The sequence below is a fragment of the Nocardia sp. NPDC059691 genome, assembly GCF_042733915.1.
GTDB classification, from domain to species: domain Bacteria; phylum Actinomycetota; class Actinomycetes; order Mycobacteriales; family Mycobacteriaceae; genus Nocardia; species Nocardia sichangensis.
In genome coordinates, this window is sequence record NZ_JBHWFB010000015.1 from 130,949 (window position 1) to 153,244 (window position 22,296).

General features: G+C 70.1%; 19 protein-coding genes. 12 read left to right on the forward strand and 7 right to left on the reverse strand.

What is annotated here, in order from left to right; genetic code table 11:
• Positions 1-68: 68 nt before the first annotated feature.
• The 8 genes from rsfS (at position 69) to holA (ending at position 9,428) form a co-directional block, all read left to right on the forward strand.
• Positions 69-482, forward strand: coding sequence for a ribosome silencing factor (rsfS, locus tag ACFV2O_RS29470; RefSeq protein ID WP_355072349.1), 414 nt, complete (start codon positions 69-71; stop codon positions 480-482).
• 71 nt (positions 483-553) lie between these two features.
• Entirely contained in the window at positions 554-1,138 is a 585-nt protein-coding gene (locus tag ACFV2O_RS29475) for a histidine phosphatase family protein (protein ID WP_379254761.1), read from the forward strand.
• Between the two features lie 799 nt (positions 1,139-1,937).
• Complete coding sequence (gene octT, locus ACFV2O_RS29480) at positions 1,938-2,633, forward strand: diglucosylglycerate octanoyltransferase (RefSeq protein ID WP_379254763.1); 696 nt, start codon at positions 1,938-1,940, stop codon at positions 2,631-2,633.
• A 3-nt stretch (positions 2,634-2,636) separates the two neighbouring features.
• Entirely contained in the window at positions 2,637-3,479 is an 843-nt protein-coding gene (locus tag ACFV2O_RS29485) for a DegV family protein (RefSeq protein ID WP_379254671.1), read from the forward strand.
• An 82-nt stretch (positions 3,480-3,561) separates the two neighbouring features.
• Positions 3,562-4,047, forward strand: a complete 486-nt coding sequence (locus tag ACFV2O_RS29490; protein ID WP_379254673.1) for a GNAT family N-acetyltransferase — start codon at positions 3,562-3,564, stop codon at positions 4,045-4,047.
• Positions 4,048-4,711: 664 nt separating this feature from the next.
• Entirely contained in the window at positions 4,712-5,548 is an 837-nt protein-coding gene (locus ACFV2O_RS29495; protein WP_379254675.1) for a helix-hairpin-helix domain-containing protein, read from the forward strand.
• Positions 5,545-8,307 (forward strand): ComEC/Rec2 family competence protein, encoded by a 2,763-nt coding sequence (locus ACFV2O_RS29500; RefSeq protein ID WP_379254677.1) that lies wholly within the window; start codon positions 5,545-5,547, stop codon positions 8,305-8,307. The genes ACFV2O_RS29495 and ACFV2O_RS29500 overlap by 4 nt, the downstream gene beginning before the upstream one ends.
• Positions 8,308-8,456: 149 nt before the next feature.
• Positions 8,457-9,428 carry a DNA polymerase III subunit delta gene (gene holA / locus ACFV2O_RS29505; protein ID WP_379254678.1) on the forward strand — a complete coding sequence of 324 codons (972 nt, stop codon included), beginning with the start codon at positions 8,457-8,459 and terminating at the stop codon, positions 9,426-9,428.
• Between the two features lie 234 nt (positions 9,429-9,662).
• Here the strand turns inward: holA and ACFV2O_RS29510 are convergent, their stop codons facing one another.
• Positions 9,663-10,733, reverse strand: coding sequence for an aldo/keto reductase (locus ACFV2O_RS29510; RefSeq protein ID WP_379254679.1), 1,071 nt, complete (start codon positions 10,731-10,733; stop codon positions 9,663-9,665).
• 377 nt (positions 10,734-11,110) lie between these two features.
• Between ACFV2O_RS29510 and ACFV2O_RS29515 the strand changes: the two genes are divergently transcribed.
• Positions 11,111-11,923, forward strand: a complete 813-nt coding sequence (locus tag ACFV2O_RS29515) for a helix-turn-helix domain-containing protein (protein WP_379254681.1) — start codon at positions 11,111-11,113, stop codon at positions 11,921-11,923.
• 6 nt (positions 11,924-11,929) lie between these two features.
• On the opposite strand, the gene ACFV2O_RS29520 is transcribed toward ACFV2O_RS29515, so the two are convergent.
• Complete coding sequence (locus ACFV2O_RS29520) at positions 11,930-12,175, reverse strand: hypothetical protein (protein WP_379254682.1); 246 nt, start codon at positions 12,173-12,175, stop codon at positions 11,930-11,932.
• Between the two features lie 175 nt (positions 12,176-12,350).
• Positions 12,351-12,611: a 30S ribosomal protein S20 gene (rpsT, locus tag ACFV2O_RS29525; RefSeq protein WP_355072365.1), complete on the reverse strand. Its 261-nt coding sequence runs from the start codon at positions 12,609-12,611 to the stop codon at positions 12,351-12,353.
• Between the two features lie 537 nt (positions 12,612-13,148).
• Between rpsT and ACFV2O_RS29530 the strand changes: the two genes are divergently transcribed.
• Positions 13,149-13,937, forward strand: a complete 789-nt coding sequence (locus ACFV2O_RS29530) for an aquaporin (RefSeq protein ID WP_355072367.1) — start codon at positions 13,149-13,151, stop codon at positions 13,935-13,937.
• 54 nt (positions 13,938-13,991) lie between these two features.
• On the opposite strand, the gene ACFV2O_RS29535 is transcribed toward ACFV2O_RS29530, so the two are convergent.
• Complete coding sequence (locus tag ACFV2O_RS29535; RefSeq protein ID WP_355072368.1) at positions 13,992-14,396, reverse strand: DUF5360 family protein; 405 nt, start codon at positions 14,394-14,396, stop codon at positions 13,992-13,994.
• A gap of 8 nt (positions 14,397-14,404) precedes the next feature.
• The gene (locus ACFV2O_RS29540; RefSeq protein WP_355072370.1) at positions 14,405-14,959 is read right to left on the reverse strand and encodes a type II toxin-antitoxin system PemK/MazF family toxin; all 555 of its coding nucleotides are present in this window, start codon (positions 14,957-14,959) and stop codon (positions 14,405-14,407) included.
• A 665-nt stretch (positions 14,960-15,624) separates the two neighbouring features.
• On the opposite strand from ACFV2O_RS29540, the gene lepA reads away from it, so the two are divergent.
• Positions 15,625-17,502, forward strand: coding sequence for a translation elongation factor 4 (lepA, locus tag ACFV2O_RS29545; RefSeq protein WP_379254684.1), 1,878 nt, complete (start codon positions 15,625-15,627; stop codon positions 17,500-17,502).
• Between the two features lie 4 nt (positions 17,503-17,506).
• Here the strand turns inward: lepA and ACFV2O_RS29550 are convergent, their stop codons facing one another.
• Entirely contained in the window at positions 17,507-18,763 is a 1,257-nt protein-coding gene (locus ACFV2O_RS29550; RefSeq protein ID WP_379254686.1) for a sensor histidine kinase, read from the reverse strand.
• Complete coding sequence (locus ACFV2O_RS29555) at positions 18,760-19,452, reverse strand: response regulator transcription factor (RefSeq protein WP_379254688.1); 693 nt, start codon at positions 19,450-19,452, stop codon at positions 18,760-18,762. Before ACFV2O_RS29555 ends, ACFV2O_RS29550 begins: the two co-directional genes overlap by 4 nt.
• A gap of 568 nt (positions 19,453-20,020) precedes the next feature.
• Here ACFV2O_RS29555 and ACFV2O_RS29560 point away from each other — a divergent pair.
• Positions 20,021-22,252: a hypothetical protein gene (locus ACFV2O_RS29560; RefSeq protein ID WP_379254690.1), complete on the forward strand. Its 2,232-nt coding sequence runs from the start codon at positions 20,021-20,023 to the stop codon at positions 22,250-22,252.
• Positions 22,253-22,296 lie beyond the last annotated feature (44 nt).

Consider the following 22,296-nt stretch of genomic DNA (forward strand, 5'->3'; position numbering starts at 1 on the left):
GGCATGAGCGAGCGAACGATCCCCACGGCCGCGAGTGCCGTCCCGCCGAGCGCCTGGGGGGTGCAGGCATGACCGCGTCGACCGAGTCGGTGGAGATCGCGCAGGTCGCCGCACTGGCCGCCGACGAGAAGCTGGCGTCCGACGTGGTGGTGCTCGATGTGTCGGAGCAGCTGGTGATCACCGACTGCTTCGTGATCGCGTCCGCGCCCAACGAGCGTCAGGTCAACGCCATCGTCGACAACGTGGAGGAGAAGCTCCGCGCGGCCGGGCACAAGCCGGTCCGGCGCGAGGGCACCCGCGAAGGCCGCTGGGCGCTGCTGGACTACGTCGACGTCGTCGTGCACATCCAGCACAACGACGAGCGCAATTTCTATGCGCTGGAACGCCTGTGGAAGGACTGCCCCGTGGTGCCGGTCGCCGGTCTCACCGGGGCCGCGCCGGATTCGCGCGCCGCGGCGACGGAGGACGAGGCGCGATCGTGAGCAGACATGCCGGCGTGCGCACCCTCATCCTGTTGCGCCACGGGCAGACCGAATGGAACGCCACCGACCGCATGCAAGGCCAGATCGACACCGATCTCACCGAACTCGGTCGCAGACAGGCCAAAGAGGCGGCACGCGAACTGGTTTCGCGCAACGCCATCGCTATCCACGCTTCGGATCTGCGCCGTGCCTTCGACACCGCGACGGCTCTGGCCGAACACACCGGGCTCACCGTCGTGCCCGACGTCAGGTTGCGGGAGACCAATCTCGGCGACTGGGAGGGATTGACCCACCTGGAGGTCGACGCCGACTATCCGGGCGCGCGCATGGCGTGGCGGCTGGACGCGCGCTACACCCCGCCCAACGGCGAGAGCAAACTCGAGGTCGGGGCGCGGTCGCTGCCGGTGGTGCAGGAGTTGCTGGTCGAGCGGCAGGACTGGCCGGGCCGGACTATCATCCTGGTGGCGCACGGCGGGCTGATCGCCGCCCTCACGGCTGCGCTGCTCGACCTGCCGCCGCAGAACTGGCCGATCCTGGGAGGACTGGCCAATACCAGCTGGGTGCAGCTCAGCAGTCACGGCCCGAGCATCGAACAGCCCGGTTGGCGTCTGGATGTGTGGAACGCAGCGGCGAAGGTAGCACCGGATGTCCTCTGAAGAGCCGATCAGATCAGTCCCGGACGAACTGTTCCGTAAGGTCTCGGCGAAGGCCGAACGACAGTTGCCCGACGCTTTGTTCGGCGGTCCGCCACCGGCTTACCGCGAATCCGGGGCTACATCCGACGAAGCTTCCGGCGCGGCAGGCGATTCCGGCGGCGGGTCCGAGTCCGGAGAGGAATCCGACTCGGAGGACGACGGATCCGGTGACATCGTCACCAGCGCCGAGCCGCGGGTGCACGTCGGCGGCGGCGATGCCTCGCCCGTCGGTGCCGCGGACGACGCTCCGGAACTGATTGCCGAGTCGGCGGAAACGCTCGGCGAATCGGTCTCCTCGATGGGGGACGGGTCCACTGCAACGTTCGGCGAACCGGTTGGCCCGGCGGCGGACGGTTCCGCGGCCTCTGCGATCGCGGAACCGGTTGGCACACGGGCGGATGGATTCGCCGGAGGACTCGGCAAATCGGTCGCGGTGACGGAAGGGGCCGCGGCCGACACAATCGCCGAATCGGATGCCACGGTGGCGGCTGGGTTCGCAGCGGTGCTCGACGAACCGGTTGTCTCGGCGGGTAATGGGTCCGCTGCGGCGCTCGGCGAACCTGTTGCTCCGGCAAGAGAGGGGTCCGCGGCCGACGCGATTTCCGCATCGCCCGCGCCGACAGACGCCGTGATCGAGTCCGCGACGCCCGGATCCGCTGTGCCAGGAGAACCTGAACTCGCTGCGCCCGAGTTCGCCGCTGTCGCTCCGGAATCCGCGGGCGCCGACGAACCCGCCGAAACGCGCGAAGCCGGGCGCCCGGTGCTGCTGGTGATCGCCGACTCCCTGTCCTACTTCGGGCCCAAGGGCGGACTGCCTGCCGACCATCCGCGTATCTGGCCGAACCTCGTTGCGGCCGAACTGGATTGGGACGTCGAATTGGTCGCCCGGATCGGCTGGACCTGCCGCGACGCCTATTGGGCCCTGATCGGCGATCCTCGGGTGTGGGCGGCGGTGCCGCGCGCCGGTGCGGTGGTCTTCGCCGTCGGCGGCATGGACACGCTGCCCTCGCCATTGCCCACCGCGCTGCGCGAACTGATCCGCTACGTGCGCCCGCCCGCGCTGCGCCGCGTCGTCCGCGCCACTTACAACTGGCTGCAGCCCAAGCTGTCGAAACTCGGCAGGCCCGTGGCGCTTCCGCCGAAGGTGAGTGTCGACTATCTGGAACAGTGCCGCACGGCGCTGGCGCAGTTGCGCCCTGACCTGCCGGTCGTCGCGGTGCTGCCCTCGGTGCACGACTGCGAGGCCTACGGCCGCGTGCACTCCGGGCGGCCACGGGCGGTGGAGGCGCTGCGCTCTTGGTCGAACCGGACTTCGGTGCCGCTGGTCGACCTGGGGGAAGCGGTGCGCGACAACATCTTCTCCGGCGAGGCGAATCCGGACGGCATCCACTGGGGCTGGGACGGTCACACGGCGGTGGCCAACGCGATGGTCAAGACCCTGCAGGAGGTTCGGTAGTCCGTGGCAGTCGTGGTCGTCACCGATTCGTCCGCCAGCCTCCCTGCCGAACATGTCGACGAGCTGGATATCGCCGTCGTCCCGCTGCACGTCCTGGTCGGTGACCGGGCGATGCGGGAAGGCGTCGACCCGGTCGAGATCGACTATGCCTCAGACACCGTGACCACTTCGGCCGCCTCGCCCGGCGAGCTGCGGGAGGTGTACGAGCGGGCCTTGGAGCGCAGCGGCGGTGACGGCGTCGTCGCGGTGCACCTTTCCCGGCGGCTGTCGGGAACATGGGAGGCCGGTCGGCAGGCCGTGCGCGACATGGACGCCGCCGACCGCGTCCGGCTGGTCGACTCGCTCGGAGCCGGGTTGGCCACCGGGCTGCCCGTGCTGGCCGCCGCCCGGCGTGCCGAGTCGGGAGCGCCGCTGGACGTGGTGTACGACGCGGCGGTGGCGGCCGCCGCGCGCGCCCGCACGTTCATCCTGGTCAATCGCACCGAGCAATTGCGGCGCGGCGGCAGGCTGTCGTCGGCGGCGACGTTCTTCGGCAGCGAGCTGGTCACCAAGCCGCTGCTGCAGATCGTCGAGGGACGGCTGGAGCTGCGGGAGAAGGTCAGGACGCGCTCCAAGGCGTACGCGAAACTCGTCGCCGCGGCAGTCGACGCGGCGGGCGAGGACGGCGCCGCGGTGGCCGTGCAGCATCTGGGCGCCGAGGACGCCGCCCAGACCATCGCGGGCCAGTTGCGGGAACTCGTTCCCGGCCTGGAAGAACTCATCGTCGCCGAGTTCGGGCCCGCGCTGGCGGTGCATCTCGGGTTGGGGGCGCTCGGCGTGCTCGTCGTCCCCGGCGGATGTCGCTGAGCGTGTGCGGGTCTTCGGGCGGACAACGATCTCGGTGATCCGAATGCGAGCGCGTCGCCCGGCCTACGGCTAGCGTCGGAGCATGAGTTCCGCGAAGCCGCCGGTCCGTCCTCCGCTCACCGTGGCCGCCGTGGACTGGGACCATCCGGACGCGGTGACGTTGCGCGCGGAGATGGCGGCCGAGGTCGGGCCGCGCTACGCGCATCTGGCCAGGCAACTGCCCACGAACCCGAACGCGGTGGATTCCGCCACTGTGCACAGCACTTTCGTGGCGTACTCCGATGGTCCGGTCGGTCACGCCGCGCTGCGGTGGAACGGGGAGGAACTCGAGGTCAAGCGGATGTTCGTCCGCCCCGCGCATCGCGGCTCGGGCGCGGCGGCGCTATTGCTCACCGCCGCCGAGGATGCCGCCCGCGCCGCTGGACGCCCCCGACTGATCCTGCAAACCGGTCACCTGCAACCGGAGGCCGTCCGCTTCTACGAACGCAGCGGTTACCACCGAGTTCCGATCTTCTCGCCGTACGAAGTGCTTCCCCTGTCGAACTGCTTCGCCAAGGATCTGGGCTGAGGGAGGCACAGAGCCACGGCGTGTCCCGGCATAGCCGCCACTGTTCCCCGGCGAGTTGTGCACAGGGCCGCGGTTGTCAACAGGTTCGTCGAATCCGCTGGTCGGACGGGTCTTTTCGGCGTATGCCCGCACTACCGTCGCGGCCATGTCACGACAGGACGAACGCGAGCGGGTACGGCGGCGATTGGGTGAGCTGACCGCCCGGGTCGGCGCGAGCATGACGGCCGGTGTCGGCACCGGGAGGGCCGGGCCCGATGCGGAGCACGGACCGTCTGGATGGGAGACGGCGCGGTCTGCGCGTAGCGTGCCCGTGGGGGAAACGGGGCAGCCGGATCGTCCGAGCCGCACCGCCATGGCCGTCCCATACCGGGGTCGATCGAGCACGGTCGCACGCCCATCGACTGCGGACGAAAATGCCTCGCGTCCAGTGGGTCTCGGGTGGCAGACGGGCCGGACGCCGCCTGTCGTCCGCCCCGGTCCCACAGCTGGGGAGACGCGGCCCGCACCCGATGCCGAGAAGGTGGCGGATGCCCGCCCCGCCGAATCCGAGGATGACGAAGGCGACCGCCGGTCGGCACCCGTGAGAAACCACTCCGATAGTGCAGCGCAAACCGGTGAGGCCCGGCCCGCGAGCCGTCCTGCTGCCGCGGGGAAATGGGATCTCGTGCGGCTGCCCGGCCATCCCGCGCCCGACCGGGAGTCCGAAGACGATGTCGGCCGAGTTCGGTCGCCCGGCTGGCTGGAGGAGCCGGTGCCCGGCGCGAATCGGCTGCACCGCCTCGTGCCCGAACGGTTCCGGGGTCTGCGGCTCGATCCGGGGCGTTACGGGGTACGCACGCTCGCGCTTGTCGGCCTTGCCGCGATGGTCGTCGCCGGGGTGGTCGTGTTCCGCGAACGCCCGATCGCTCACACGGTGCCGCCGTTGCCGATCGGACAGAGCGTCGCCTTGGCGACAACCAGTGCTGCCACCATGAGCGCGGGCGGAGCGCCACCGCGGGCAGTCGATCCCGGCTCGCCGACGACGGAATTGGTCGTCAGCGTGGTCGGCCTGGTCCACCGCAGCGGTTTGGTTCGTCTCCCCGACGGTTCGCGTGTCGCCGACGCGCTCGCCGCGGCGGGCGGCCCGAGTGAAGGCGCGGACACCACCGGCCTGAATCTGGCGCAGCGGCTGTCGGATGGCGATCAAGTGCAGGTCGGTCCGGCCGCGCCGAGTTCGGGCGCGTCGCAGCAGGGCAGCGGCACGATCGGCGCAGGCGGGCGCCCATCCACCGGGTCCGCCGCCGCGCCGAGCCGTCCGTCGAGCCCGGCGAGCCGGATCGACCTCAACACGGCCTCCGAAGCCGAACTCGATGCTCTCCCCGGTGTCGGGCCGGTCACCGCACGCGCGATCGTCAACTGGCGTACCACCAACGGTCGCTTCAGCACGATCGAGCAGCTCGGTGAAGTCGACGGCATCGGCCCCGCCCGCTTGGCGCGGCTGCGTGATCTGGTGCGGGTATGAACGCCGCCGGGTTGCTCGAACTGGTTCGCCGGAAGCTGGGTGCCGATACGGAATCGTCCATGGCCCGCCCGCGCGCCGGAGCCGTTCGAGGTTCGGGGGAGGGCGTCGCGTCGGAGGAGCCCGGCGTCGTTCAGGCACTCGACGCTCGCCTGCTGCCCGCCGCTTTGTGCTGCTGGGGTGCGACCATCGTGGCGGTGGCGGCGGGGTGGCGGGCCGGGATCGCGCTGGCGATCGCGTTGACGGTCTCGGCCATCGGGTTGTGGGTGTTGCTGTTGTGGGTGACCGCGCACCGCGGCGAACGCCGACGAGCGGTGGCGGTGGTTGCCCTCGCCGCCGTGGTGCTCGGCGCGGGGTTCGCGGCCGCGGCGGCATGGCGGGAACATCGCGTGGCGACCCATCCGCTGCGGGCTTCGGCCGGGCAGTCGGTGCGTGTGGTGGTCATTCCGACAGACGATCCGAAACCGCTGCGCGCCAAGGTCTCCGGCGCGGATCGTCACTGGGTGGTCCGGGCGGATCTGCGCGAGTACGGCCGCGGCGGGGTGACGGTACGTGCCGGTGGCGCGGTGGTCGTCCTGGCCTCCGGTCCGGAGTGGGGTGACTTGTCACCGGGCGGGCCGGTCGAGTTCCGCGCCAGGGTGGAGATGCCGCGCCGATCCGACCTCACCGTCGTCACGCTGCATGCGCAGGGCGCGCCCACTACCGCCGGACCGCTGCCGTGGTGGCAGCGCGCCGCCGATACGGTGCGCGCCGACTTCGCGGCGTCGGCGACGCGAGCCCTGCCGGCCGACGCCGCAGGGCTGCTGCCAGCGCTGGTCGTCGGCGATACCTCGGCGTTGCCCGAACAGGTGCGCGAGGATTTCAAGATCGCTGGGCTGCAACACCTGACAGTGGTCAGCGGCGCGAATTTCACCATCTTGCTCTCGGTGGTGTTGCTCGTCGTACGCCTGCTGACGCTCGGACCGCGCGGTGCTACGGCCGTCGCCGCCTTGGCGCTGCTGATGTTCATCGTCGTCACTAGGCCGGACCCGAGTGTGCTGCGCGCCGGTGCGATGGGCGCGATCACCCTGCTCGCCGTGCTCACCGGCCGTCGTAAACAGGCGCTGCCCGCGTTGTGCGCCGCGATCATCGCGTTGCTAGCCCTTTGGCCGGGGCTCGCCGTCGACGCGGGGTTCGCGTTGTCGGTCGTCGCGACGGGTGGCCTGATCCTGTTGGCGCCGAGCTGGGCCGACTGGTTGCGCGCCAGGGGATGGTGGCGGGTGCCCGCCGAGACAGTGGCCGTGTCCGCCGGGGCGTTCGTGGTCACGACGCCGATCATGATCGCGCTCACCGGACAGCTCAGCCTGGTCGCCGTCCTCGCGAACGTGCTGGTCGCACCGGTCGTCGCGCCGATCACCGTCGCGGGGGCAGCCGGTGCCGCGCTGTCGAGCCTGTGGTCGCCGCCGGCCGAGTTGGCGCTGCGCTGCGCGGCACCGCCGCTGTGGTGGCTGTTGTGGGTGGCCCGCCACGCGGCCGCGCTGCCCGGCGCGTCCGTCGCGGTCCCGGGTGGCCTGGCGGGAGGTCTGACCGCGAGTGCCGTCGTGGTGGGCGTGGTCGCGGCATTGCGCGCTCGCCCGGTGCGGCGGATCGCCGCTGCGGTCGTGGTCGGCGTCGCGGTGGTCCTGGTCCCGGTGCGGCTCTGGCACCCCGGTTGGCCGCCGACCGGCTGGGTCCTCGCGGCGTGCGACGTCGGCCAAGGTGATGGCCTCGCGCTGTCGGTCGGTCCCGGCGCCGCCGTGGTCATCGATGCCGGGCCGGATCCGCGTCCGATCCGGACCTGCCTGGATCGTTTGCGCGTCTCGCGCATCCCGCTGCTGATCCTCACCCATCCGCACGCGGATCACATCGACGGGCTCGCAGGCGCGCTGCACGGCCGCACGGTCGACGCGATCGCCGTCGGCGTCCACGAGCTCGACGTGCTCGCGCCACCCGCACACGATCGGTCGACGCCCGAAGCGGGGCTCGGGTGCGCTTCCGTGCCCGCCACCGCACCGGCCGCGGAGGTGCACCGGCTCAGCGGGTTCGCGAAAGGTCATGCCCGGGAAGACCGAATCGTTTCGTTCGGCCGACGAGATGCGCGAAGCCGGTTGCCGGGCAGCCACGATCGCGCCCCTTCCGTGCTGGGACACGCGCAAATCGACTGTCGGCCAGTCGGATACGGGGTGCGGAGCCAGGCGCGTCCATCGGGTGACGCGCATGCCGCTGCCTCCGGTCTCACCCAGGTCGCGGCCATCGCCAGGAGCGCGGGAGTGCCGCTGCTGGAATTGTCGGCCGGACATGTTCTGAGTTTCGGGTCGATCGAACTGGAGGTGCTAGCACCGGCAAGGAACGGTCCGCGACCGGTCCGGGGCGCGGAAACCGAGGGCGCCAACGACCGTTCGGTGGTCGTCACCGCTCGCACGCCCGCGGGCAGGATTCTGCTCACCGGGGACATCGAGGCCACCGCGCAGCGGGCTCTGATGCACGCCGGAATTCCCATCCAGGCGGAGATCCTCAAACTTCCGCACCACGGATCACGCACCACCACAAAGGAATTCCTCGACGCGGTGCGTCCGCGTCTGGTGCTGGTGAGCGTCGGCGCGGACAACGCCTTCGGGCATCCCGCCCCCACCGTCCTCGCGGACTTGTCGGCCCTCGGCGCGACGGTGGTACGCACGGACCTGGACGGCGACATCGTGGTCTCGGCCGGAGGCGGCCACTTGCGTATGACGAGTTCGCGATGACCGGCGGATCACGCGTGCCGCGACTGCCCCTGGCCGGGGTGGGGTGTCGGTCGTTGACCGTAGGATCGGGCTGTGGACGAGCGCGGCGAATGGAGCAAGGCGGCAGAGCCATCGAGCACGACGCCCTCCGGCGACGAGGAGGCGCCGTCGTGAGCGAGCGGCCTGCGCCCGTGCATCTGGTGCTCGGGGAAGAGGAACTGCTGATCGAGCGGGCGCTGGGCGCGCTCACCGCGCAGGTGAGGGCGTTGGCTCCGGACCCGGCCGCGGTGCCGGTCGATCGCCTGCGCGCGGGGGACGCGAGTACCGCCGAGCTGGCCGAACTGCTGAGCCCCTCGTTGTTCGCCGAGGACCGGGTGATCATCCTCGAGGCGGCGGCCGAGGCGGGTAAGGACGCGGTCGCGGTGATCACCGAGGCATCGCAGAGCCCGCCCGAGGGTGTGTTGCTGGTCGTTGTGCACTCCGGTGGCGGACGGGCCAAGGCGCTGGCCGCCGCGCTGCAGAAAGCCGGTGCCGTCACCCACGACTGTGCCAAATTGACCAAGGCCGCCGAGCGCGTCGAGTTCGTGCGCGGTGAGTTCCGCAACGCCGGAGTGCGGGTGTCGGGCGAGGTCGTCCAAGTGGTGCTGGAATCGGTGGGCTCGGACCTGCGTGAGCTGGCCGCGGCGTGCGGGCAGCTGGCCGCGGACACCGGAGGGAAGATCGATGTCGCGGCCGTGCGCCGCTACTACTCGGGCAAGGCCGAGGTCTCCGGGTTCGACGTGGCCGAGCTCGCGGTGGCCGGGGATCGCCCCGGTGCGATGGAGGCGCTGCGCTGGGCGAACGACCGCGGCGTTCCGCATGTCCTGCTCGCCGACGCGCTCGCCGACTCGGTGCACACCATCGCGCGCGTCGGTTCGGCCGGGCGCGGCGACCCGTTCAAGCTGGCCCAGCAGCTCGGCATGCCGCCGTGGAAGGTGAAGAAAGCGCAAGCCCAGGCCCGCAACTGGACTCCCGCGACCATCGGCTCCGCCCTCCAGGTGGTCGCGACCCTCAACGCCGACGTGAAAGGCGGCGCCGCCGACGCGGGCTACGCGCTGGAACACGCCCTCACCCGAATCCTCGATCTGCACGGCGCGAGCTGATCCGGGTCCGGTCGACCCGTTCCAACCCGTTCGCCGGAGCACACGCTTCAGAGGGTTCAGCCTCGGTCCTGGTTCCCGCTGGGTCAACGCCATGCGGGGCTGGTCACCACCCAACTCGGCAGGTACCCATGCACGGCGGACGGCAGCTCGCCGGAGACCGGCCGCGCCGCCGATCAGGTGCGACCCGATGCGGCGGTGCGGGTCTCGCTTCGCACCGCCGCATCGGATCGACGCTCAGACGCGCCCTTCGATCTTCAGGTCACCGAAGGTGACGCTCTGGGTCATGGGGCGGTTGAGGAATTCGTGCGGGAATCCGAGATCCACCGCACTGGCCTGGTCCAGCCTCGCGAGCTGGGTGGCGTCGAATTCCACGTCGAGGGCGCCGAGGTTGTCCTCCAGTTGCGCCGCCGTGCGCGCGCCGATGATCGGCGAGGTGACTCCGGGCTCGCGCAGCGTCCAGGCCAGCGCGACCTGCGAGGGTGTCTTGCCGATCTCGTCCGCGACCTGCTTCACGACGTCGGCGATGGCGAGGCCGCGTTCGGTGAGCGAGCCGTTGGCGGCGGCCACGTTCTTGCGGCTGCCTTCGGGCGAACCGTCCGCCTGGTGGTCGAGGTCGGCGCGGCTGTACTTGCCGGTGAGCACACCGCTGGCCAGTGGTGACCACGGAATCACACCGAGGCCCAGTTCGCGCGCCATCGGGATGAGGTCGCGCTCGACGGTCCGCTCGATCAGGCTGTATTCGATCTGCAGCGCGATCAGCGGCGACCAGCCGCGCAGGTCCGCGATGGTCTGCATCCGGGCGATCTGCCAGGCGGGCGCGTCGGAGATGCCGACGTAGAGCACTTTGCCCGAGCGCACCAGATCGTCCATACCGCGCAGGATCTCCTCGACGGGGGTCAGGAAATCCCAGGCGTGCAAGTAGAGCAGGTCGATGTAGTCGGTGTTCAGCCTGCGCAGGCTGGCCTCCACCGAGCCGACCATGCTCTTGCGGTGGTTGCCACCGGAATTCGGGTCGCCAGGACGGCGCAGCATGGTGTATTTGGTGGCCAGCACCAAGCTTTCGCGGTTGTCCGCGGTGAATTCGCCGAGCAGTTGCTCGGAGGTGCCGTTGGTGTACTGGTTGGCCGTATCGATGAAGTTGCCGCCGCGCTCGACATAGGTGTCGAAGATCTTGCGGGCCTCGTCCCGGTCCGCGCCCCAGCCCCAATCGGCGCCGAAGGTCATGGTTCCCAGGGACAGGGGTGACACCCGAAGGCCCGAGCGGCCGAGCAGCCGGTAGGTGTCGAGGGTGCGAGCTCCGGACATGTCCAGCTCCTTGTGTTTTCGCGATGTCTCGTTGCCGGAAGCCAGTCTTCAGCGCCGCGCGAGGACCAGTAAGGGAAGCTTCATCCTGGGAAAGCCAGTCCTAGGCAGCCGTAGGATCGACGGTGATGAGCACCGTGCACCCCACACAGCGCCGCGACCTCACCTCCGGTGGCGGCAGCCCGCGTAACCACGCCGGACCCGGGAGCGGCGCAGAGTCGGCCCAGCGCCGCGATCCCAGGCCTGGCAGCGGCAGCCCCCGTAGTCACACCGCACCCGGGAGCGGCGCTGATTCGACCCAGCGCCGCGACCTCGGGTCCAGCGGCGGGAGTTCGCGCACGCGCGCGTGGTCCGGCAGCGGCGCGGATCGAGTCCAGGAGATGGCCGCCTTCTTGCGGGCTCGCCGGGAGCGGCTGACGCCGGAGGATCTCGGCTTGCCGCAGCGCAAGCAGGCGCGCCGGACGCCGGGGCTGCGCCGGGAAGAGGTGGCCGAACTGGCAGGCGTGAGCACCGACTACATCGTGCGGCTGGAGCAGGGGCGGGGCCTGCGGCCGTCGGTGGACGTGCTGAACGCGCTGGCGCGGGCCCTGTGCTTGAACGACGACGAGCGCGCCTACCTGTTCGATCTGGCGCGACAGCGACAGCCGGACAGCGGCAAGCCGAGCACGGTGCCCGCACCCGCACTGGCCATGCTGGTGCGCGATCTGTCCCCGCTGCCCGCGATGCTGGTCAACCACCGCTACGACATCCTGGCCTGGAATCGGGAGATGGCGGCGTTGATCACGGACTTCGGCGCGCTGCCGGAGCGGCAGCGCAACTCCATGTGGTTGTGCCTGCTCGACCCGGGCATGCGAGATTTCTATGTCGAGCGGGAGCGCATCATCCGGGAGGGCATCGCGGATCTGCGCGCGGCATGGGCCGCGCATCCGGAGGACCGGGCGCTGGCCGACCTGATCGCCGAGTTCACCGCCCACAGCGCGGAGTTCGAGCAGGCATGGGCCCGCCACGACGTCCGCGTGCAGGGTCGGGGGAACAAGCCGCTGCGGCATCCGGTGGTGGGTCCGCTGGTCGTCAGCTACGAGGTGCTCATGCCCGTGCAGGATCCCGACCAGCGGATCGTCATCTACCGCGCCGCCGACGCGGACTCCCAGACGGCGCTCGACCGGCTCACCGCCGACCTTGATACGCGGTGATCGGGGCTATTCCGTGGAGGTCAGAACCAGCTCGCCGTCGTCGTCCGCGTCTTCGTAGCGGCCTTCCCACTCCTCGTAGGCGGGCACGTCCTCGTCCCGCGTGACGATCCACTCCAACGAGTAACCGCCGTCGTCGTCGGGAACCAGCACATTCTCGATCTTCAGTCCGAATCCGAGCACCTCGGCCGCGCGGATCACGTCCGGCAGGTCCTCGGCGCGAACGACCGTCTGATTGGCATACACGGTTACCATGCGCGGAATGGTAGCTGGAACCTCCGACACAGCGCGGGCCGAATCTCGAAACAGCAGCTGAAACGGCGTGGGAGCCAGATTGCTGTCCGGGCACGACAAAAGCCGCCGTGGTCATCGAGGCCACGACGGCTGCGTCACACCACGAGTGCGGTACCGGCGCGCGGTACCGGGTGAATCAGAGCTTGTTGTAAGCCAGCGACAGGGCCGACTTCTTGTTGGCGGCCTGGTTGGCGTGGATGACGCCCTTCGAGGCGGCCTTGTCCAGCTTCCGGCTGGCGAACTGCAGGCGCGCGGCGGCGGCTTCCTTGTCACCCGCGGCAGCGGCCTCGCGGAAGCTGCGGATGGCGGTGCGCAGCGCGGACTTGACCGACTGGTTGCGCTTGCGCGCTTCCTCGTTGGTGCGGATCCGCTTCAGCTGGGACTTGATGTTGGCCACGCCGGTTCCTCGTGTTCCTGTCTGGTAGGTCTGTCCTGGGAAAGTTCATCGAGCGCGCGACATACCCGAATGGAACGGGTAGCGCAGCGCCGAAGGTCGAGGTTACCAGTCACCGTTCGGCACGCGAAATCCGACACCGGACCCGGCCCGGTCGATACCGGACACGGCACCGCGCTGGGCTTCCCTGGCGACCGGCGAGTTCCACCCGCGATCCGGCTGCGGGGATCGGCACGACGGTCTCCGGGCGAGAGTACGCCCGCCTCGAGGCGTGGACCGGCGCGTGGTCGGGCTCACGGCCCGGCCGGCGCACGCAGGCACCGAGCAGCGCGTGTCCGTCGGGGTGGGCCGCCACTACGCGATACGCCGCCGCTGAAGGGCCTCTTCTCGGGCGGCGGTTCGACCGGCCCCGAAGTCGTTGTAGAGATCACACGACTCGCGTAGCGTCCTCCTAGCAACCGTTGCTTTCGAGCGGCTGGCGTTGCCGAAGCGGTACCACGACTCGTCCGAGTACATGTCTGGAACGCGGAAGGTGGACAGATGTCTCCAACGGCCCAGGAAGTAGTCGAAGAGGCTGTCGAGAACAAACCGGTTCCCGAGAGCAAGAAATGGGGCGCGGAGGCGCTCGGCACCTTCGTCCTGGTGATCGGCGGTGTCGGCACCGCGGTGCTGGCGGGGGAGAAGGTCGGTCCGCTGGGCATCGCGCTCGCCTTCGGCCTGTCGCTGATGTTTCTCGTCTATTCGATCGGGCCGATTTCGGGCTGCCACGTGAACCCGGCGGTGACCGTGGGGCATCTGCTGCTCGGCCGGATCAGCGGCGTGTCCGCGGCGGGGTACGTGATCTCGCAGCTGATCGGCGGGCTCCTCGCCGGTCTCGTGTTGTTCGCGCTGGCCAAGAACCTGCCGTCGTACGACCGGTCGGTCGACGGCCTCGCCGCGAACGGGTGGGGCAAGCACAGTCCATCGGCGATTCGGGGGCCGCTGGGCGAGGTGGTGGTGCAGAACGGGTTCGGCATCGCCGCCACGATCATCGTCGAGGTGATGCTCACGGCGCTGCTGGTCTTCGTCGTGCTGTCCTCCACCGATCAGCTCTCCGACGTGCCGCTGGCCGGCCTGTCCATCGGCGCCACGCTGGCGGTGATCAACCTGGTGGCGATTCCGGTGGACTATGCCTCGGTGAACCCGGCACGCAGCCTCGCCGTGGCGCCCTACCAGGACGGCGCGATGGGGCAGGTCTGGGCGTTCATCGTGTTCCCGCTGATCGGCGGCGCACTCGGCGCGCTGCTGTACGGCCTGCTGTTCGGCCGTTCCCGCGAAATGATCTCCTGACGAAGGCGTTCGGCCCCGGTCACTCGGCCGGGGTCGATCACTGTGGCTGGGCGGTCAGCTCGCGGTGCGCTCCTGCGGTGCGGTGCACACCAAGGTGACCAGCGCCGGGATCGGGAAGAGCAGCAGGAAGAGGTTGGGCACCCACCACAGCGGACTGAAATCGCCGCGCAGTGTCCAGAACGCGATGGCTTGCAGCCCCGCCACACTGGTCAGGGTCAGCGAGACGGTCATCAGGGTGCGCCAACCGGGCGAGCGGCACAGGCTCGCCAAGCCGGTGGCGCTCGCGGCGAGGTCGAGTACGACGAACGAGTAGTTCCAGTCGCTGAGGATCGGGTCGGTGTAATCCTTGTATGCCCATTCGGGCGGAATCACCTGGGCGAACGCGATCGCCCAGTAGAGCAGGAAACCGACGTCGGTGATCAGCATGGCGATCTTGGTCGGTCCGAGCACGCGTGCCATGGCCTGCCTCAGTGCCAGGCGTATTCGGCGCAGAGCCGGTGGGCGACCAGATCGAAGGTCTTGCGGGGCAGGATCGCGCCTTCGCGGCGGATGCCCGCCTCCGGCACGTCGAGCACCCGATCGAGCCGCACCCAGCTGGGGCGGTTGTCGTGGTCCCAGGACCCGCTGCCGATGCCGATCCAGTTGCGGTCGTAGGCGCGCTCCGGGTTCGACGACAGCATCAGCCCCAGCAGCGTGCGACGGTCCCGGCCCACCACCAGCACCGGCCGGTCCTTGCCGTTGCTCGGGTCTTCTTCGAAAGGCACCCAGGTCCAGACGATCTCCCCGGGATCGGCACGGCCGTCCAGTTGCGGCGAGTAGACGATCTGCCGCGCCCGCTCGGCGGTCGGGACCGGCGTCGACGCGGCGGGCCGCACCGTGACGCCCACGGCCGTGCGCCGCTGGGCCAGCGACCCCACCAGCCGGTCGACCAGCCGGGGACCCTGCTGCTTGACCATCTTGGGCCCCTGTTGCTTAGCGATGAGACCGATCTGCTTGCCGAGGGTGTTCCAACTTCGGGCCATCTCAGGAGGATAACGGCGCACCCGCCGCATATCACCCGCGTGGGATGCGTTGTGTCGCGGGGGCCATTCGTCTGCGAGCGAGCTATGGACGCGGATGTGCCCGCCGATCCGGGACCGATCGGACATGTCCGGCTCCCTGCCTGTCGGCAAGGTACGCCGAGACCGAGCGCGATGAACGCAGCGGAGGACGGCGCGGCGCGCCCGACGGTGGCGACGGTGCGGGCGGTGACATCTTCGAAGCGTGGCCTCAGCGCATTCTTCGCGCAATGCGCAGGCAGACAGTAATCGCTGACCATGAGCGGTCGCGCAGGGCGCAGCATCGCACCGCGACCGTCGCGGCGCACTTCATGTCTGACTGCCCGAAGCGTCTGCGACGGATCCACTGGCTCATACCCAGCCGTCACCGGCTCAGCTGCGTCCGTCCATTCACCCCGGGTAAAGGAAGGATCCGCAGCTCGATCACACTCTCGACCCGCCAGGGTGCGAGTCTTACGAGCACCGTTCGCGGCCCGGCTCGTGTCCGAGTGGGCGAAGCGCATGCGACGTAGTCGCGAGACTCGCCCGCTCGGACGCGAGCCATGAGGGGCCGCGAACACGCAGCGCCGCAGGCGCTGCAAAAACCGACACAGCACCATGGGACGATAGACGGCAGTTTGCCGATACCCATGAGGAGTGGAGTGCCCGCCAGCTTCGCCGACACGACGTTCACCGATCCCGCCCGGATCCGGAACTTCTGCATCATCGCGCACATCGACCACGGCAAGTCGACGCTGGCCGACCGGATGCTGCAACTGACCGGTGTGGTCGAAGAGCGGCAGATGCGTGCGCAGTATCTGGACCGGATGGACATCGAGCGCGAGCGCGGCATCACCATCAAGGCCCAGAACGTGCGGCTGCCCTGGACGCCCCGGACGGGGGAGCACGCGGGCACCGATTTCGTGCTGCACCTCATCGACACACCCGGCCACGTCGACTTCACCTACGAGGTGTCGCGCGCCCTGGAGGCGTGCGAGGGTGCGATCCTGCTGGTCGACGCCGCGCAGGGCATCGAGGCGCAGACGCTGGCCAACCTGTACCTGGCGCTGGAGAAGGATCTGACGATCATCCCGGTGCTGAACAAGATCGACCTGCCCGCCGCGGACCCGGAGCGCTACGCCGCCGAGCTGGCGCACATCGTCGGCTGCGATCCGTCGGACGTGCTGCGCGTCTCCGGCAAGACGGGCGAGGGCGTGGCCGATCTGCTCGATGAGGTGATCGCCCAGGTGCCGCCGCCGGTCGGCGAGGCGGACGCGCCCGCCCGCGCGATGATCTTCGACTCGGTCTACGACACCTACCGCGGCGTGGTCACCTACGTCCGTGTGGTGGACGGCAAGCTGACTCCGCGCGAGAAGATCAAGATGATGTCCACCGGCGCGACTCACGAGCTGCTGGAGATCGGCATCGTCTCGCCCGAGCCGAAACCGACCCAGGGGCTCGGCGTCGGCGAGGTCGGCTACCTGATCACCGGCGTGAAGGACGTGCGCCAATCCAAGGTCGGCGACACGGTGACCGGCGCGCGCGGCGGCGCGACCGAACCGCTCACCGGCTATCGCGAGCCGCGCCCGATGGTGTACTCCGGTCTGTATCCGGTGGACGGCTCCGACTACCCGGACCTGCGCGACGCGTTGGAGAAGTTGCAGCTCAACGACGCCGCCCTGACCTACACGCCGGAGACCTCGGTCGCGCTCGGGTTCGGCTTCCGCTGCGGCTTCCTCGGCCTGCTGCACATGGAGATCACGCGGGAACGCCTGCAACGCGAGTTCGACCTCGACCTCATCTCGACGGCCCCGAACGTGGTGTACCGGGTGGAGATGGAGGACGGCGCCGAGCACGTCGTCACCAATCCCTCGTACTGGCCCGAAGGCAAGGTTCGCAATGTCTACGAGCCGGTGGTGAAGTGCACCATCATCGCGCCGAGCGAGTTCATCGGCTCGATCATGGAGCTGTGCCAGTCCCGCCGCGGCGAGCTCGGCGGCATGGACTACCTGTCCGAGACCCGCGTCGAGCTGCGCTACACCATGCCGATGGCGGAGATCATCTTCGACTTCTTCGATTCGCTGAAGTCACGCACCCGCGGTTACGCGAGCCTCGACTACGAGGAGGCGGGCGAGCAGGAATCGCAGCTGGTGAAGGTGGACATCCTGTTGCAGGGCGAGGCGGTGGACGCGTTCAGCGCGATCGTGCACCGCGACGCCGCCCAGGCCTACGGCCACAAGATGACCACCAAGCTGCGCGAGCTGATCCCCCGCCAGCAGTTCGAGGTGCCCATCCAGGCCGCGATCGGGTCGAAGATCATCGCCCGCGAGAACATCCGCGCCATCCGCAAGGACGTGCTGGCCAAGTGCTACGGCGGTGACATCAGCCGCAAGCGCAAGCTGCTGGAGAAGCAGAAGGAAGGCAAGAAGCGGATGAAGACGATCGGCCGCGTCGACGTCCCGCAGGAAGCCTTCGTGGCCGCGCTGTCCTCGGACGCCGCTTCGGACAAGCCGAAGGACAAGAAGTAGGCGGCTAGCCCGCCGCGCGCAGCCGTACGCGCAGGCGGGCGCCGCCCATCGGGCTCTCGTCGAGTTCGGCCGTGCCGGAATGCAATTCGGCTTGCTGACGGACCAGGGCCAGGCCGAGGCCCGAGCCGGGGGAACCGGGGCCCTTGACGAAGCGGTCGAAGGCGTCGCCGCGCAACGCCTCGGGGACGCCGCGACCGTCGTCGTCCACGTAGATCTCCACGATGTCCTCCGGGCCGGATCGTGCGCTGACGGTGACGGTTCCGGCCTTGCCGTGTTGCACGGCGTTGGCGACGGCATTCGTGACGATGAGCATGATGCCGCCCGGTAGACCGTTCACCGTGATCGGTGGGCATTCGGCGAGTTCGACCCGCACCTCGGGATGCCCGCGCCGCGCGTCGTGCACCGCGCGGTCGAGGGTGTCGCAGAGGTCGAACGGCTCGAAGACGTCCGGTTCGGTGAGTTCGCCGACCGCGAGGCGTTCCAGATCGGTCAGCGTGTTCTCGATCTGCCGCTCGGCGAAGAGGATCTCGGACAGGATCACGCCGCGCTGCTGTTCCGGAATCTCCTTGGTGGCAAGTACTTGCAGGTCGGTGCGCAGCGCGGTGAGCGGCGTGCGCAACTCGTGCGCGCAGACCGCGGCGAAGTCGCGTGCGCCGGTCAGCGCCCGTTGGGTGGCGCGGTGGGCGGCTTCCAGCCGGGCGAGCATGCGGGTGATCGCGTCGGAGAGTTCCTCGGCTTCCCGCGCGCCGCGGCCGGACAGCGGCGGCAGTTTCTCCAACGTGTCGATGCGGTGGGTGGCATCGGCGAGACGACGCAACGGCCGTGCGGCGAACCCGGCGAGGAACCAGCCGAGCAGGGCGGCCAGCAACGCGCCCGCCACGCCGATGCCGAGCCCGATGCGCTGGCTGCGATGTATAGCCGCCTCCACGACGTCGCGGTCGGGATCGAGCGCGACCAGCACGCCGGGCAGCCCGTCGACCCGGGCGATCGCCGCGTCCGCGGGCGCCACGGGTCCGCGCGCGTCCGCGGGCCCCTGCTCGGGAGACAGCGTGGCCGCGGACGGCGGAACAGGTTGCGCGGGCGCGGCTTCACGCGGCGCGGCGACCCGCACCGCCATCGACGAGACGGTCTCGTCCAGCTGACGTTCACCGGTGGCGCCGAGCAGGGTGGCGAAAGTGATCGTCAAGGTGAGCGCGACCAGTGCCGCGACCACCCCCGACACGACCGCTACCCGGGTGCGCAGCGACGGCGATCCGCTCATGGTTCCTCCCGGAGGACGAAGCCGACGCCGCGCACGGTGTGGAGTATCCGGGGTACGCCGTCCGCCTCCAGCTTGCGCCGCAGGTAGGAGACGAAGACGTCGACGACATTGGTGTCGGTGGGGAAGTCGTAACCCCACACTGCGGACAGGATCTGCTCGCGGTCGAGCACGATCCCGATGTGCTCGGCGAGCAGGGCGAGCACCTCGAATTCACGTTTCGTCAACTCCACCGGCCTGCCCCCGGCCAGCACGCGGCGTCCGGCGGGGTCGATCCGCACCTGCCCGACCGTGCGCGCCCGGTCGGGGCGGTCCAGCGGTTTACGCCTGCGTCGCAGCAGCGCGTTCAACCGCGCGACCAGCTCGCCGAGATCGAACGGCTTGGTGAGGTAGTCGTCGGCTCCGCGTTCCAGGCAGGCGATCCGGTCGCTGACCGCGGTGCGCGCGCTGAGCACACAGATCGGGATGTCGTCGCCCATCGCCCGCAGCGCGGTGACCACGCCGACACCGTCGAGTTCGGGCATGTTGACGTCGAGCACCATCGCGTCGGGCGTGGTGGCGCGGACCATGCTCAGGGCCTCGGCGCCGTCGGTCGCGGTGACGACCTCGAAATCGGAGAGCTCCAGTCCCCGCCGCAGCGACGCGAGGACGCGAACCTCGTCGTCCACGACCAAGATTCGATGTCCGGCCATGAGGTCAATCTAATCCCACAGTCTGAGATCGTGGTGTCGGCTGCGCCCGTGGTGCGCGATGCGCGGGATTGGAAAGTGAGGCATTGGCCACGGCGCAAACTTGTAACGGACGTGTCGGACGGTGTGCAGACGTGGATCGTCGCGATGCTGCCGAGTGGAAGTCGATATGGGCCGATAGTCGTCCGGTCGATACGTTCGCGTCCCGGCCAACTCGGCGTCCATGCCGCCGAACGGCTGATTCGTCGAATTCCTCGATGGAGAGCAAATGCTCGGCACTCCGTCGGCAACTCTCAGAGTTCCTTCAACTCTTGCCGCCGCGCACTCGCCACGTTTCGATCAGGCCTGGTGACGGTGTCTATTCGAGACTGTGCGCGGTCGGGGAGGCCGCCGGAAATGGGGCTTCCGATCCGGCAAATCGGATGGCAGGGTTGTGTTGCCCGCCACAGTCGCATTCTCTCCAGTCCTGGAGAATGTGACAGGGGAGTATTCCCGAAATACTGTTGGGTGATCTTCACTCTCGGTCGGACCGGCGTGGTGAGGATGCTGAACAACCGAGAGTGGAGCTTTCATGACGCGTGATCTGCCCTTCGACGGCGACACCGAAGAGGCCGACCGCGCGGGGGACACCGCCTACCGTGTGGCCACCGGCGTCGCAAGGGTCGCGCGGGCGGGCGCCTATGTCACCGGCGGCGCGCTGGTGGCCGCCAACGGCGGCGGCGTCCCCGCACAGCCCGGCGAATCCCGTCTCGACAGCTGGCACACCGGCTGGGCGCACAGCACCGATCCCGATCCCGACCAGCCGAGCCCGGTGATCACCTTCCCGGACCCGGTCGTCGAGCCCGCGCCGTTCTCGCATGGCTCGAATGTCCCGGTGGCGCACGGAAACCCGGTGCCAGGACCGGGCAATCCCGCGCCCGGGTTCGCCCTGCCCGGCCCCGGCGCGGGCCCCGCCGGGGCGCTGCCCACGCTCCCCGGCGAGTACAGCGGCACCGACGCCGGCATGCCACTGCCGACGCTGGCCGGCGAGTCCGGCGCGCAGGGGATGCAGCTGCCGACGCTGCCCGGCGAGTCCGGCGGCCACGGGACGCAGCTGCCCGGACACTCCGGCGGCGGCGTCCCCGGGCTCGGCGGGATCCCCGGCATGGACGGGGATGCCGGGAGCGGACTGTCCATCCCGGGGACCGACGGTCACGTGTCCAACGGTTTCTCGCTGCCCGGCGTCCGGTCCGACGCCGCGAACGATCTCGACGCGCCCGGCGGGCACGGGTTCGGCCTGCCCGGCCACGGACTCGGCCAAGCCGGGCACGGCTTCGGCCTGCCCGGCGCGAACGGCTTCACCGCGCCCGGCTCCACCGTCTTCGACCTGCCCGGCAACAGCGGCGCCGGTGCGGCGCACGCGGCGGGCGATCCGTTCGACGGCGTCGGTCAGGGCGGCGATCTCGGAATGTTCGTCGGCACCCAGTGGTCGGTCGACTTCGGGGTCGGCCCGAACGGGATCTACTTCACCTCCGAGATGAAGGTCGACGCCGCCGTCGGGCACGTCGGCGATCAGCTCGACGAATTCACCGACTATCTGGCCGACGGCATCCATCTGCCGGACGGCACCGCCAGCGCGGCCGCCCAGCCGAACGCGCTGAGCCAAGGCCCTTCCGGACTGCTCGGTGGGCTCACGTCATCGGGCGCGTCCGCTACGCAGTCGTCGGCGGCGTCCGGCGTCGCGCAGTCCGCGTCGGCGGCCGGTGCGCCGACGGCATCGAGCGTCGCGCAGCCGCTGGCGGCCTCGGCGTCCGTCGCCCCCGTGAGCGCGGTCGCGCCGGTGGCCCCTGCCGCCACGGCGCCCGCGCCCGCACCCGCGGCGGTCGCCGCGGCACCGGTGGTCGCGGCCACCCCGCTGCAGACCACGATCCAGCCCGACGCCGCCTCGACCCCGATCGCGAATGTGTTCGCCGCTCCGGAGGGCCCGTCCGTGCTGACCGCTCCCGCGGCGGCCGTCCCCGCGCTGTTCGACGCGGTACGGCCGGCGCCCGTGGTGAAGCCGGCCCCCGGGACCGACCCGCATCCGTCCCACCCGGCCCAGTCGCCCGCGTCGACCGTCACCGCGCCGACGACGATCGTCAAGACCACGCCGACGCCGAGCGTTCCCGGCGACGTGACCGTCCCCTCCGCGCCGAAGACGCCGGACCACGACGTCACGAAGCTCCCGGGCGCCACCACGGTGCCGCACGGGGGCGTCACCACCGCTCCGGACGTGCCGCCCGCCAAGGTCCCTGGCGCGACGGTCACCCAGACCCCGGCGCCGACGCATGCGCCGACCACCCCGGGTGACGACGCGACCTCGCCGGGTGGCGTCACGGGTCGCCCGAGCACCGGTGGCACCTCCAACAGCACCCACCCGACCAACGACGTGCCGACCCACGAACTGCCCACAGGCGACGTACCGACGGTGAGCAGGCCTTCGCAGCCGACGTACGAGGCGCCGGACCAGCCGACCTACAGCGCACCCGCACAGGCGCCCACCGTCGAGCCGCACGCCCCGTCCGCGCCGACCTACACCGCCCCCGTACCCACCCAGGCGCCGATCAAGCCGCAGGTGATCGACCCGAAGCCGCACGGCATCTCGGCGCCGCTGGCGCTCGACCACCCGGCCGACACCGTCTACCCGGTCGCCGACTACACCTACGACCACTCCGCACTGGCGCTGTCCTCGGGTGGCAGCCTCTCGGGTGCACTGCTGCCGGAGTCGGGCATAGTGGAAACGCACCATTACGTGTCCGATGCGTCGGACATCTCCCTGATCTAGCAGGGGCGTAGCGGGTTCTGACGACTGCGGAGTGGTCGCAGGGG